We start from the raw sequence: 12025 nt of genomic DNA on the forward strand, positions 1-12025 counted from the left end.
GGGGCCGCGATATAATGGGGGTTCTCCCCTGCCGAGGGGCGCTGCGACCGGATCCGATGAGGCCCGGCCAGGCTCGGTAAGGTGGCTTTGTAACAACGGCGCCCGGCTAGATGCGAGCACCCGCTCGCCCACAACCGGAGCACACGAATGAACGCTGTTGCCAAGACCTTCTCCACCGAAGGTGATTACAAGATCCGCGACATCACGCTGGCCGACTGGGGCCGCAAGGAACTGGACATCGCCGAGCACGAAATGCCGGGCCTGATGTCGATCCGCCGCAAGTACCAGGCCGAGCTGCCGCTGAAGGGCGTGCGCGTGACCGGCTCGCTGCACATGACCATCCAGACCGCGGTGCTGATCGAGACCCTGAAGGACATCGGCGCCGACGTGCGCTGGGCCTCGTGCAACATCTTCTCGACCCAGGACCACGCGGCTGCCGCCATCGCCGCCACCGGCACCCCGGTGTTCGCCTGGAAGGGCGAGACCCTGGAAGAGTACTGGGACTGCACCTTGGACGCGCTGACCTTCACCCTGGCCGACGGCACCCTGACCGGCCCGGAACTGGTGGTGGACGACGGCGGTGACGTGACCCTGCTGATCCACAAGGGCTACGAACTGGAAAACGGCAGCGACTGGGTCAACACCGCGTCCGCCTCGCACGAAGAACAGGTCATCAAGAACCTGCTCAAGCGCGTCGCCAAGGAGCGCCCGGGTTACTGGGGCCGCGTGGTCAAGGACTGGAAGGGCGTCTCCGAAGAGACCACCACCGGCGTGCATCGCCTGTACCAGCTGGCCCAGGCCGGCACCCTGCTGATCCCGGCGATCAACGTCAACGACTCGGTCACCAAGAGCAAGTTCGACAATCTGTATGGCTGCCGCGAGTCGCTGGCCGACGGCCTGAAGCGCGCGATGGACGTGATGCTGGCCGGCAAGGTAGCCGTGGTCTGTGGCTACGGCGATGTCGGCAAGGGCTGCGCCGCGTCGCTGCGTGCCTACGGCGCGCGCGTGATCGTCACCGAGATCGACCCGATCTGCGCCCTGCAGGCGGCGATGGAAGGCTATGAAGTCAACACCATCGAATCGACCCTGGGCCGTGCCGACCTGTACGTCACCACCACCGGCAACAGGGACATCATCCGCATCGAGCACCTGAGCGCGATGAAGGACCAGGCCATTGTCTGCAACATCGGCCACTTCGACAACGAGATCCAGGTCGACGCACTGGTGTCCTTCGCCGGCATCAAGCACGTCAACATCAAGCCGCAGGTCGACAAGTACATCTTCCCGAACGGCAATGCGATCTTCCTGCTGGCCGAAGGCCGCCTGGTGAACCTGGGCTGCGCCACCGGCCACCCGAGCTTCGTGATGTCCAACAGCTTCGCCAACCAGACCCTGGCACAGATCGACCTGTGGGCGAACAAGGACAGCTACGAGAAGAAGGTGTACCTGCTGCCGAAGAAGCTGGACGAAGAAGTGGCTCGCCTGCACCTGGAAAAGATCGGCGTGAAGCTGACCACCCTGAGCCAGGAACAGGCCGACTACATCGGCGTGCCGGTGGAAGGCCCGTTCAAGCCGGACCACTACCGCTACTGATCGTGCGCGGTGCCGGCCAGCGGCCGGCACTACCGGCGCAGGCGGGGTCGGATCCCTTTCCGCAGGAAAGGGCGCTGACCCCGGCAACAGATGCAGACAGAACGGGCGCCTTCGGGCGCCCGTTCTGCGTTGCGTCGCCCCGCAGCAGATCCGCGCGCCCTGTCACAGTGCCCTAAGAAGCCGCTTGCTAGTCTCTATGCCCCCATGGACTGCCAACTGCAGGCCATGCGCCGGGACGCAGACAGCAAAGGACAGGACATGCCGCGCAACAATGACCGAGTGACCCGGGCGATGAAGCCCCTGATGATCCTGTGCTGGGTGGCCCTGCTGGCCGCCTGCAGCCCGCCTGGCAGCGATGCCGGTGCCAGCGCGCCGGCAGCGAACACCGGCCAGGCAAGCACCGACGGCAAGGCAACCAGCCCCCCGGCAGCGGCCACGGGCAGCAGCGCTGCCTGCGCCGAGGGGGCATCACAGGTGCAGACCCTGATCTGCAACGACCCCGCCCTGTTGCAGCAGGAAGGCGAGCTGGCCAAGGCTGAAGCCTCCGCACGCGACACCCTCGATGCCGCCGGCAAGGACAAGCTGCAGGCCGAGCAGCAGCGCTGGATCCAGCATACGCGCGACCTGTGCGGTGACGCGCACTGCCTGCAACAGGTATTTGCCGATCGCCTCAAGGTGCTCTCGGCCACGCGCGACGGCCTGGTCGACCAGGACGCCTGCGAAGTGCCCGACGGCCAGCAGCAGTGCGTGGACCTGCTGGTGCTGCGCGACCCCAACAGCCAGTTGGCGAACTTCAACACGCTGCTGGGAGAAAACGGCCAGGAAGGCCGCCTGCTGGGCTGTACGGCCGCCACCAACGTGGGCGGTGGCCCCAACGCCGTGCTGGCGGCCAACTGCATCCAGGAAACCACCGCCGGCAAGCGCAACGTGCAGTTGTGCAGCAACCAGATGGTCGGCCAGTTCGCCCTCGAACCGGCATCGGCCGCCTACGGCACCCAGGCCGTCCGCCAGCTGCTCGGCTTCACGCAGCAGCACTGCGCCGGCTGACATCCGCTGGGTGCGCCCGGCGCTTTTTCCCACATTGAAGGACGATGACCATGGCAAAGGATTCCACCCTTACCCGCGAACAACTGTCCACGCTGTTCCTCAACACGGAGCTGGGCGGCAACACCCGCCACCTGGACCACTTCTCATACGCGCAGAAAGGCGCAAGCACCTACTCGTTCGGACTGGTGCAGTTCGATGTCGGCGGCAATCCACAGGCCAGGCGTTTCCTGCGCGACAACGGCTTCACCGCCGCTGACATCGAACTGCTGTCCCAGCAGGGCGGATTGAGCACCCGGCAGCTGGCGGCGCTTGACGCCAAGTTGCAGGCCATTCCGCAGGCGAAGATGGACCAGCTCACCAACGACAAGCTGGACAGCGCCATCGAGCGCGTCGATGAAGCCATCGCCAAGGTGCGTGCCACCAACCCGGCCGCCGCCGATGCCATCGCGGCCAACCCCGAACTGCAGCTGGCCATGGCCGACTATGACAACCAGTTCGGCGGCATGGGCCCGCAGTTCATCAGCTATCTGGCCGGCAACGCGGAAAAGCTGCAGGGCGGTACGGTCCAGGCCGGCAATCCGCCGACCCGCGGCGACGTACAGAACTTCGTCGATGCCACCAAGTACGGCATCCAGTCGCCGGCCGCGGTGACCAGTCGCGATGAGCGCTTCGACCGGGCCATGACCCAGCTGGGCATCACCCCCACCCATGCCCCCTCGCACGGGTCGCTCGGCGCGCCCGGCGGCAACGGCGTACTGGTCAGCGGCGCCAGGGGCGATGAGGTAAAGGCGATGCAGCAGAAGCTGGCCGACCTGGGCTACCTGGGCAAGGACGGCAAGCCACTGGTAGCCGATGGCGATTTCGGGCCCGGCACCCTGGAAGCGGTCAAGCAGTTCCAGCGTGAGCACCAGCTCACCGTCGATGGCAAGGTCGGTGCCACCACCCTGGGTGCGCTCGACAAGGCCATCGCGCAACAGCAACAGCAGGCCGCCGAACCGACCATGGCCACCCCCGGCCATGCCGACAACCCACGTTACCAGCAGGTCGTGGAAAAGCTGGAAACGCTGGAAGAACAACGCCGCCAGGGTGGCCTGGCGCCACTGTTCAATGACCGCAGCCAGCTCGAGAACGCCGCGGGCCTGGTGGCTTACGAGTCCAAGCTGGCTGGCATGAGCCAGGTCGATACCGTGCTGGCGCGGCCGGACAACCAGGGCGTGTTCGCCGTGCAGGGCCAGCTTGGCGATCCCGCCATGCACCGCACTTACGTCGACCTGTCGCAGGCGGCGAACCACACGCTGCAGGACAGCACGCGGCATAGCCAGGCGCTGGACAACGAACTGTCGCAGCGACAGACCCAGGAACAGATTCAGACGCAGCAGTCGATGTCGCGCTGACGCGGGATGCCGACGATCACAGCCGGGACGGGCCCTTCGGGGGCCCGTCCTGCGTTGATGCGCGAGTTTCGGTCAAGGCAATATCCCTACCTCGCGCTAGGATGCGCCCATGACCCCGGCCATCAACCTGCTCAAGCGCGAGAAGATCGCCCACACCGTGCGCAGCTACGTGCACGACGCCCACGCCGAATCGTATGGCGGCGAAGCCGTCGACAAGCTCGGCCTCGACCCGGCCCAGGTGTTCAAGACCCTGCTGGCCAGCACGGAAGCACACGAACTGCTGGTGGCGATCGTGCCGGTCGCCGGCCAGCTCGACCTGAAGGCGCTGGCCGAAGCCGCCGGCTGCAAGAAGTGCGAGATGGCCGCCGCCGATGCCGCACAGCGCGCGACCGGCTACCTGGTCGGTGGCATCAGCCCGCTGGGGCAGAAGAAACGCCTGCGCACGTTCCTGGACGCCAGTGCCGAAGCGCTGCCCGCGCTGCATGTCAGCGCCGGGCGCCGCGGCCTCGAGGTAGAACTGGCACCGGCCGACCTTCTGCGCCTCACCGCCGGCCACTACGCTGCCATCGGCAAGTCACGCTGATGCGCTGGCCGTGGTCTGCAGCGCCGGTACCCCGGCTCGACGATGCACAGGCCGACGTGCTGCTGCAGGACCTGCTGTCGCGCGATGCCACGCGCATCACCGATGCCGCACGCACGGTGGCACGGCTGTTCAGCACCGCGTCGTTGGACGCGTTGGTCGCACATGCGGATACGATCGAACGCAGCTGCGAGGGCATCGCCCTTGGCGGCATGCTGATCAGCAACCAGGCGCACCTGAAGGCGGCCCTGCAACGGCTGCGCTACTGGCGGGCGCGTGAGGGGTGCCTGTGCGCACTCTACCCTTCTTATGTGTTCTTCAACCCTGCACCGCTGCTGGAACAGGGCCACGCGCTGCTGCTCGGACGAGGCGAGGCCGAGGATGGCTGGGGTGAGTGCTACCGGGTGACGTGCACGTCCTGCACGCAGCCGTGGAGCGCCACCGAGCGTGAATACCACTACCCGTGGTGGGAGTGGAAGCGCCTCTGACAGTGATGCAGCCACGCACGGCGTGGCTCCGCTGCGGTACGTCCAGATCCATGCCATGCGTGGATGACGCTCACTCCACGAATTCATACCGCATCGGCATGCGCACGAGGGTCAACGCCGGCACCGTACCCTTCGCATCGGCGCGGCTGAAACGCCAGCCCTGCAGCTCCTCCGCTGCAGCGTCATCCAGCAACGCATGACCGCTGGAGGTCTCCACGATCACGGCCGCAACGCGCCCCCGCGCATCGACCAACGCCTTCAGCATGCTGCGGCCGGACAGCCCCTGCCGCATGGCCTCCACCGGATAGCGCGGCGACACGCCGTGTGGAGGCAGCCAGGGAATACCTTCACCCGCGAACAGATCCCATTTGCTGCGTGCCGCGCAGGACGTCGGCAGGCGCAGCTGCAGGGATACCTGCACCTCATTCACGGTCACGTGCGCCGGCGCGGCACAGGCATGCTGCACCAGCGCCTCCAGCATTCGTTGCTGCCGACGCAGCGCGTTGCCATTGGCCGCCGCCACTTCAATCACGCAGCGGCCGTCCTGCGGCTGCATCGACAGCGCGGTCACGCCTGCATCGCGCAGCCCGGGAAGGCGTGCCATGGGTTCGCAGGCCATCCCGGCAGAGGGCTTCGCGGCCAGTACCGGGGGGGCGGGCAGCGTGCCCGCCAGCAACATCAGGATCATCCTTGCCCAGACCGCCATGCCCTGCCCTCCTTGGGTTTGCCTGGCCCGATCATAGCGCGCGCCTGGGGTCGGATCCCCTCCTCAGGAAAAGGCTTCGACCGGGGGCTCGAATGATCGGGTCAGAGCCCTGCGATGCGGGGATCCGACCCCGGCCGCCAGTTGGCGTTGTTCTCCCAGAACTCCACCGAGCGCCGGTAGGCCTCCTTGTCCAATGGCACGCCGGAACCGCCCTCCTCCACGCCCAGCGCATTGCGCATCATGGTGATCGGCGCCATCGGCACTTCTTCCGGTTCGGCGGTGTAGATGCAGCCGACGATGCCCCAGTCGGCTTCGATCGGTGAGCCTTCCCTGGCCAGCTGCTCGGCGTTGTACAGGATCACCACCAGGTAGTTCGCGCGCGGCGACTCCACGCCCTCGAACCAGCGCACCAGTACCGGCAGTTCCTCGCGGTTGCGCGCTTCGTAGCCGCTGCGCAGCTGGTGGCGGTTGGCCTCGGTGACCGGCACCGTCAGGCAGCGCGTGCTGGTCCAGTTCTCGTAGACGAACAACTTGCAGAACGGGGCGTAGCCGTCGAGCACCTTCAGCGGCGCGTGCGCATTGAGGTGTGCCTCGAACTGCTCGGCAGTGCAGTCCTGGATGGTATTGCCGCGTGGCACGCGCGGGAACAGGCGGGGACGGGCGAAATCGGTGAGGACGATGGACATGGCGCGGCGTGATCTGGGAATCCGCTGCACAGGGTAACCGCTGGCAGCACCTACAACGCCATCCGCTCGCGCAGCTCGCGTGCCTGCCGCCGCGATACCTCCACCTCGCTGCCATCATCCAGCGTCAGGTCATAGCCGTCGCCGATGCTGGGCGACACCCCACGGATACGGCGCAGGTTGACCAGTGTGTTGCGGTTGGCGCGGAAGAAAAGATCCGGCGGCAGACGTGCTTCCAGCGCGCTCAGGCTGCGGGTCAGCAGTGCGTTCTGGTCGCGGAACCACAGCCGCGTGTAGTTGCCATCCACCACCAGCCGACGGATCTCGGAGACTGCCACGAACCAGCAGCGTTCACCCTCGCGCACGAACACCTGGTCGTGCGCGCCCAGCGTGCTGCGCGGCTCCGGCGTTTCGCCCGCCACCACCTCGCGCTGGCGCGCCCGCTGCAACGCTTCCAGCAAGCGCGGCGCCTCGACCGGCTTCACCAGATAATCCAGCGCATTGGCCTGGAACGCGCGCACCGCGTAGGTGTCGTAGGCAGTAACGAAGACCACCGCCGGAACCGTCTCCAGCCCATCCAGCACATCGAAGCCGCTGCCGGAGGGCATCTGCACATCCAGCAGCACCAGGTCTGGCGCCAGTGTGGCGATCGCCTCGCGTGCAGCGGGCACATCGTCGGCCTCGCCCACGCACTGCACCCATGGCAGCGCCGACAACAGCGTGCGCAGCTCCTGCCGCGCCAGCCGTGCATCATCAACGATCAACACACGCAGCACGCCACTCATTGCGGAATCTCCAGCAGGGCCTGCATGCGGTCGCCGACCGGTTGCAGCACGAATCGGCCACGCATGCCCAGCTGCGCACGCAGGTAGGCCAGGCCGACGCCATGGCCATGGGTGGGTTCGCTGCCGGTTGGAAGTGGATTGTCCACCTGCAACCGCAGCACGTCATTGTCCAGCGTGGCGCGGATCTGCACCTCGCCGCCGCCGGGTCGGCTGGCGATACCGTGCTTGATCGCGTTCTCCACCAGCAACTGCAACGCCATCGCCGGCAGCTGCGCCTGCGTGGCATCGGCATCGATCTGCTGCCGCACCTGCAGGCGCTGTTCGAAATGGACCGCCTCGATGGCCAGGTAATCATCGACCACCGCCAGTTCCTCGGCCAGGGTGACCTGCTCGCTGCGGCTGTGTGCCAGCGCCTGGCGCAGCGTGCGCGACAGGCGGGTGACCATGTCACGGGCCCGTTCCGGGTCTTCCAGGATCAGCGCACGCAGGTTGTTCAGCGCATTGAACATGAAGTGCGGATTGAGCCGCGCACGCAGTGCGTCACGTTCCAGCGCACTGCGTTCGGCTTCGGCGCGCAGGCGTGCCAGCTCGCTGTGGCGTGCCCGCCGCAGGCCGTGCAGGCCCGCCCACAAACCGGTCCACACCAGCAGGAACAACGCGGTGTTCATCCAATACAGCAGCACCGAAGACCACTGGTAATCCGCATGGCCGCCAGGCAGCTGCACCCAACCCAGCGCCAGCGCCGGCAGCAGCAGCGCCGCCGTTACCGCCTGTGCGACGCTGGCCCCGAGCACCACGCCGGCAGCCAGTTTCAGCACCAGGCTGCCCAGGCTGCCCTCCCACCAGCGCTGGCGCAGTGCAACCGAACGCAATGCGCCGCTGCACAGCCAGAGTGAGACCGCGACGCTGACGGTGATCAGCACGATGCCACTGAACACGATGCCGCCACCGATCCGCATGCCGACCCACAGCCCGTACAGCGCATAGCCGGCCCATGCCAGTGCATTGAGCGTCCAGAAACGGCGGGAAGGCGTGGTGGCGTCCATGCGGGCTCTCGGCGGTGGCAGGAGGGCGGACAAGGGTCAGGGATGCGCGGCGAGGAAACGCTGCACCTGTTCCTGCAACCAGCGCGGATCATCCCACATCAGGAAGTGGAAACCCTGCGCGCTCATCGCGATCTGCACGCCCTGCAGTTTCGCGTACTGGGCCTGGAACACCGCACGCGTGCCGTCCTCGGTGCCGCCCAACGGCTGGTAGCCGGCCCAGCTGCCGAGCACCAGCGTCGGCGCGGTGATCGAAGCGATGCTGTCGCGCAGGTCGGTGGTCATCACCGCATGCATCGCATCGGCCGTGGTCCGGCGGTCGCTGGCTTCGCCCCAGCGGCCCAGCTCGGCCTGGCGCTGCGGATCGCGGGTCATGCCCGGCAGGCCCGCCTTCAACTGCGCCTGCCATTGCACGGCATCGGCGGCCAGCATGCCGCTGCGCAGACGGTCGGCCATCGGCCGCACGCTGTCAGCGGTGGCACTCGGGTCGCGCGCCGCCGGCAGGAACGGCAGGGCATCGACCACCACCAGTGCGCTGATCGCCTTCGGCTCGGCCTGCGCCATCTGCAGGCCCAGCACGCCACCGAGGCTGTGGCCGACCACCACCACCGGCCCCAGGTGCTGGTCATGCAGGTAGGCCAGCAGCTGCCCGCGCATCGCCGGCAGGAAGCCGGCCGGGCGCGGGTCGGCCGCTGCCGCGCCAGCAAAGCCCGGCAACTGCACCAGGTGGCACTGCACGTCCTTCAGGGCCAGGCAGGTCTCGCGCCAGGCCTCGGCGCTGCTGTTGAGGCCGGGGATCATCAGCAGCGGTCGCCCCATGCCGACCACCTCGACCTGTACCTTGCCAGCGGTCGAGCCGGTGGCGGCATGCGCGGAACCGGAGCCGAGCACGGCCATCGCCATGCCGATCATCGCCAGCCGGGCCAGGGCCTTCATCGCGTACCAGAGTGCCAGGAAGATCTTCATCGTGTGCTCCTTCATCAGGTGGGGGGTGCCGGGATGGGAGCAGCGTGCGCCCGGCTACGGCAGCCAGGTTGCGATTCCGGAGCAACGGCCGCAGACCCGGGCAAACGGTCGCCGGCGGCGGACGGTGCCAGTCCATGCAGCCAACTAACATCCATCTTGATGAAGCGATATACTGACCCGCACCCGCCGCTGCCGCCCGTGCCATGACCGCCATCAGCTTCGAGTTCTATCCGCCCAAGACCGACGAACAGCGCAGCCAGCTGGACCGCGCCGCGGCCAGGCTGAAGGACTACGGCCCCGAGTACGTGTCCTGTACCTTCGGCGCCGGTGGCTCGACCCTGAGCTATACCTCCGAGACCGTGCGCCACCTCAACCAGCACCACGGCTTCGAGGCTGCACCGCACCTGTCCTGTGTCGGCGGCACCCGCCAGGAAATCCGCGAACTGCTCAAGCTGTACCGCGCCATCGGCTGCCATCGTCTGGTCGCGCTGCGTGGCGACCTGCCCTCCGGCATGGGCTTCCCCGGTGACATGCGCTACGCCGCCGAGCTGATCGACTTCATCCGCGCCGAACACGGCACCGCCTTCCGCATCGAAGTCGGTGCCTATCCGGAGACCCATCCACAGGCCTCCGATGCACTGGCCGACCTGAAGCACTTCAAGGCCAAGATCGATGCCGGCGCCGACGCGGCGATCACCCAGTATTTCTACAACCCGGATGCGTACTTCCACTTCGTCGATGCCGTGCGCCGGCTCGGCGTGCAGGTGCCGATCACGCCCGGCATCATGCCGATCGCCAACTTCAGCCAGCTGCGCCGCTTCTCCGAGCAATGCGGTGCGGAGATCCCGCGCTGGATCAGCCGCAAGATGCAGGCCTATGGCGATGACGCCGAATCGGTGCGGGCGTTCGGTACCGAAGTGGTGGCCAAACTGTGCCAGCGCCTGATCGAGGGCGGCGCGCCGGGCCTGCACTTCTACACCTTGAACCTGGCCAAGCCGACCACGTCGGTGTTGAAGCTGCTGCACGGCTGAAAGCACGCCATGCCACCGCGATCGGCGCTACCCTGCGCCGATGAACCGGTTTTCCTTCCTGCTGTTGCTGCTGTCGTTGTGTTCGGTATCGAGCATTGTCCATGCGCAGTCCCCGCGCTTGAACCGCTGCACCGATGCGCAGGGGCAGAGCGTGTATACCGACCGCCCCTGCGACAGCGTTGGCGCCCGGTCGCGATTGCCACCGCCCGCGCCCACCGGCAGCACCCTGCCACGCGACACCCTGGGTGCGCGCTGCCCACGACGCCTGAGCGAGCTGGTGGACGCACTGCGCACCGGCATCGTCAGCAACGATGTGAACCGGCTGTCCTCGCTGTACCTGTGGGGTGCGGTCTCCGATGCCGGCGCGCAGCGCATCCTCGGCCAGTTGGAATCCTTGGCACGGCGGCCACTGGTGGACGTGGTGCCGGTGTATCCGCCACAGGGGCTGGCGTCCTCGCAGGAAGAGGGTCAGAGCCCTGCGGCGCAGGAATCCGACCCTGAGCCGCCAGCGCCACGGCATCCGGTCGGCCTGCGCCTGGAGCAGACGCTGCCCGGCAGCGCGTCGCGAGCGTCCACGGTGCTGGGATTGCGGCGGCAATACGGATGCTTCTGGATCACGTTGTGATCGGGAGGGGTCGGATCCCTTCCCAGCGAAAAGGGCTCCGACCCCGGATTGCCGCGATGGGGTCAGAGCCCTGCTGCGCAGGGATCTGACCCTGCATGCCGGCTCACGCCGGCCACAGCCCACGAATCGCAGCGATGCCCTGCCCGCCATGCCGACGCGCTTCGGCGATATGGCCGGCGGCCATGCCGCCCAACGCGTAGATCGGCAGCGATACCTGCGCGCGCAGCGCAGCGAAGGCCTCCCAGCCCAGCGGCACTGCCCCGGGATGGCTGGCCGTGGCCTGCACCGGGCCGAGCACCGCGAAGTCGCAGCCCAACTGCTGCGCCGCCTGCAGCTGCTCCAGGTCGTGGCAGGACGCGGCGACCAGCTGTCCTTCCGGCAAGGGCCGCTCCTGCAGGGCCAGCAACTGCTCGCTGCCCAGGTGCACGCCCACGCCCAGTGTGCGGGCCAACGCGACATCGCGGTTGAGCAGCCACTGCACGCCGCGACGATGCGCGCGCACGGCCTGTTCGATCATCGCCTGCCGTTGCGGATGCTCCGGCGGCAGGCGCAGCTGGATGCGCTGCTGGCCCGCCGCCACTGCCTGCTGCAGCCGTTCATGCCAGTGCTGCACGCCGCCGGCATCTTCGGCCGGCGCCGGCGTGATGAGGTAGCGATCCGGTTGGCGCAGTGCGGCCACCACCGGCAGGTCGGCCGGCGGCATGGAATAGCGGCCCAGCTTGTCCTGCGCCACCCAGGTGATCGCCTGGCCCTCGCGCCCGCGCGGTGTGCCCTTCCAGCTGCGCACGTGGCGCACTTCCAGGGTCAGGTGCTTGTCCGGATAGCGCTGCGGCACATCCATCAGCCAGGGCCCGACATCGGCCTCGATGCCCAGCTCTTCGCGCAGTTCACGCACCAGCGCCTGTTCGGAGGTCTCGCCGGATTCGCGCTTGCCGCCGGGGAACTCCCACAGGCCAGCCATGTCGCGGTTCTCGGTACGGCGGTTGAGCAGCACGCGGCCACGGGCGTCGGTGATGACGGCGGCCACGACATGGATCGATCGGGTGGGAGAAACCATGGGGCCAGCATGCCCAGAACAGGGCGG

13 protein-coding genes and 1 riboswitch are annotated in these 12025 nt (G+C 67.6%); of the genes, 7 read left to right on the plus strand and 6 right to left on the minus strand.

Annotated features, from left to right (window positions below; genetic code table 11):
• Window positions 1–27: 27 nt before the first annotated feature.
• Window positions 28–111, plus strand: a riboswitch (S-adenosyl-L-homocysteine riboswitch).
• Window positions 112–147: 36 nt separating this feature from the next.
• The 5 genes from ahcY (at window position 148) to AC5JLE_RS04800 (ending at window position 5102) form a co-directional block, all read left to right on the plus strand.
• A complete protein-coding gene (ahcY, locus tag AC5JLE_RS04780) occupies window positions 148–1593 on the plus strand; it encodes an adenosylhomocysteinase (protein WP_014645960.1) in 1446 nt (481 codons plus the stop codon).
• 258 nt (window positions 1594–1851) lie between these two features.
• A complete protein-coding gene (locus AC5JLE_RS04785; RefSeq protein ID WP_134965978.1) occupies window positions 1852–2640 on the plus strand; it encodes a lysozyme inhibitor LprI family protein in 789 nt (262 codons plus the stop codon).
• A 50-nt stretch (window positions 2641–2690) separates the two neighbouring features.
• On the plus strand, window positions 2691–4034 hold the full coding sequence (locus AC5JLE_RS04790; protein WP_164166795.1) for a peptidoglycan-binding protein: 1344 nt from the start codon (window positions 2691–2693) through the stop codon (window positions 4032–4034).
• A 109-nt stretch (window positions 4035–4143) separates the two neighbouring features.
• The gene (gene ybaK, locus AC5JLE_RS04795) at window positions 4144–4617 is read left to right on the plus strand and encodes a Cys-tRNA(Pro) deacylase (RefSeq protein WP_014645957.1); all 474 of its coding nucleotides are present in this window, start codon (window positions 4144–4146) and stop codon (window positions 4615–4617) included.
• Window positions 4617–5102, plus strand: a complete 486-nt coding sequence (locus AC5JLE_RS04800) for a hypothetical protein (RefSeq protein ID WP_049406083.1) — start codon at window positions 4617–4619, stop codon at window positions 5100–5102. The genes ybaK and AC5JLE_RS04800 overlap by 1 nt, the downstream gene beginning before the upstream one ends.
• 70 nt (window positions 5103–5172) lie before the next feature.
• Here the strand turns inward: AC5JLE_RS04800 and AC5JLE_RS04805 are convergent, their stop codons facing one another.
• The 5 genes from AC5JLE_RS04805 to AC5JLE_RS04825 form a co-directional block, all read right to left on the minus strand.
• Entirely contained in the window at window positions 5173–5706 is a 534-nt protein-coding gene (locus AC5JLE_RS04805) for an energy transducer TonB (RefSeq protein WP_496065080.1), read from the minus strand.
• 203 nt (window positions 5707–5909) lie between these two features.
• Window positions 5910–6494, minus strand: coding sequence for a DUF3228 family protein (locus AC5JLE_RS04810; RefSeq protein WP_014645954.1), 585 nt, complete (start codon window positions 6492–6494; stop codon window positions 5910–5912).
• Between the two features lie 50 nt (window positions 6495–6544).
• Window positions 6545–7276, minus strand: coding sequence for a LytR/AlgR family response regulator transcription factor (locus tag AC5JLE_RS04815; RefSeq protein WP_049406078.1), 732 nt, complete (start codon window positions 7274–7276; stop codon window positions 6545–6547).
• Entirely contained in the window at window positions 7273–8322 is a 1050-nt protein-coding gene (locus tag AC5JLE_RS04820; protein ID WP_049406076.1) for a sensor histidine kinase, read from the minus strand. Before AC5JLE_RS04820 ends, AC5JLE_RS04815 begins: the two co-directional genes overlap by 4 nt.
• A 36-nt stretch (window positions 8323–8358) precedes the next feature.
• Complete coding sequence (locus tag AC5JLE_RS04825; protein WP_100449344.1) at window positions 8359–9285, minus strand: alpha/beta fold hydrolase; 927 nt, start codon at window positions 9283–9285, stop codon at window positions 8359–8361.
• Between the two features lie 203 nt (window positions 9286–9488).
• Here AC5JLE_RS04825 and metF point away from each other — a divergent pair, with 203 nt between their 5' ends.
• Both metF and AC5JLE_RS04835 read left to right on the plus strand, forming a co-directional pair.
• Window positions 9489–10316, plus strand: coding sequence for a methylenetetrahydrofolate reductase [NAD(P)H] (metF, locus tag AC5JLE_RS04830; RefSeq protein ID WP_032956691.1), 828 nt, complete (start codon window positions 9489–9491; stop codon window positions 10314–10316).
• A gap of 40 nt (window positions 10317–10356) precedes the next feature.
• Complete coding sequence (locus AC5JLE_RS04835; protein WP_075076538.1) at window positions 10357–10941, plus strand: DUF4124 domain-containing protein; 585 nt, start codon at window positions 10357–10359, stop codon at window positions 10939–10941.
• A gap of 103 nt (window positions 10942–11044) precedes the next feature.
• On the opposite strand, the gene AC5JLE_RS04840 is transcribed toward AC5JLE_RS04835, so the two are convergent.
• Window positions 11045–11998 carry a Nudix family hydrolase gene (locus tag AC5JLE_RS04840; protein ID WP_049406070.1) on the minus strand — a complete coding sequence of 318 codons (954 nt, stop codon included), beginning with the start codon at window positions 11996–11998 and terminating at the stop codon, window positions 11045–11047.
• Between the last annotated feature and the right edge of the window lie 27 nt (window positions 11999–12025).

The organism is Stenotrophomonas sp., from assembly GCF_059505245.1.

What these genes read in the sequence shown, in the direction of transcription:
- ahcY (WP_014645960.1), top strand. Translation starts at nt 148, where the DNA reads ATGAACGCTGTTGCCAAGACCTTCTCCACCGAAGGTGATTACAAGATC.
- AC5JLE_RS04785 (WP_134965978.1), top strand. Translation starts at nt 1,852, where the DNA reads ATGCCGCGCAACAATGACCGAGTGACCCGGGCGATGAAGCCCCTGATG.
- AC5JLE_RS04790 (WP_164166795.1), top strand. Translation starts at nt 2,691, where the DNA reads ATGGCAAAGGATTCCACCCTTACCCGCGAACAACTGTCCACGCTGTTC.
- ybaK (WP_014645957.1), top strand. Translation starts at nt 4,144, where the DNA reads ATGACCCCGGCCATCAACCTGCTCAAGCGCGAGAAGATCGCCCACACC.
- AC5JLE_RS04800 (WP_049406083.1), top strand. Translation starts at nt 4,617, where the DNA reads ATGCGCTGGCCGTGGTCTGCAGCGCCGGTACCCCGGCTCGACGATGCA.
- AC5JLE_RS04805 (WP_496065080.1), bottom strand. Translation starts at nt 5,706, where the DNA reads ATGGCACGCCTTCCCGGGCTGCGCGATGCAGGCGTGACCGCGCTGTCG.
- AC5JLE_RS04810 (WP_014645954.1), bottom strand. Translation starts at nt 6,494, where the DNA reads ATGTCCATCGTCCTCACCGATTTCGCCCGTCCCCGCCTGTTCCCGCGC.
- AC5JLE_RS04815 (WP_049406078.1), bottom strand. Translation starts at nt 7,276, where the DNA reads ATGAGTGGCGTGCTGCGTGTGTTGATCGTTGATGATGCACGGCTGGCG.
- AC5JLE_RS04820 (WP_049406076.1), bottom strand. Translation starts at nt 8,322, where the DNA reads ATGGACGCCACCACGCCTTCCCGCCGTTTCTGGACGCTCAATGCACTG.
- AC5JLE_RS04825 (WP_100449344.1), bottom strand. Translation starts at nt 9,285, where the DNA reads ATGAAGATCTTCCTGGCACTCTGGTACGCGATGAAGGCCCTGGCCCGG.
- metF (WP_032956691.1), top strand. Translation starts at nt 9,489, where the DNA reads ATGACCGCCATCAGCTTCGAGTTCTATCCGCCCAAGACCGACGAACAG.
- AC5JLE_RS04835 (WP_075076538.1), top strand. Translation starts at nt 10,357, where the DNA reads ATGAACCGGTTTTCCTTCCTGCTGTTGCTGCTGTCGTTGTGTTCGGTA.
- AC5JLE_RS04840 (WP_049406070.1), bottom strand. Translation starts at nt 11,998, where the DNA reads ATGGTTTCTCCCACCCGATCGATCCATGTCGTGGCCGCCGTCATCACC.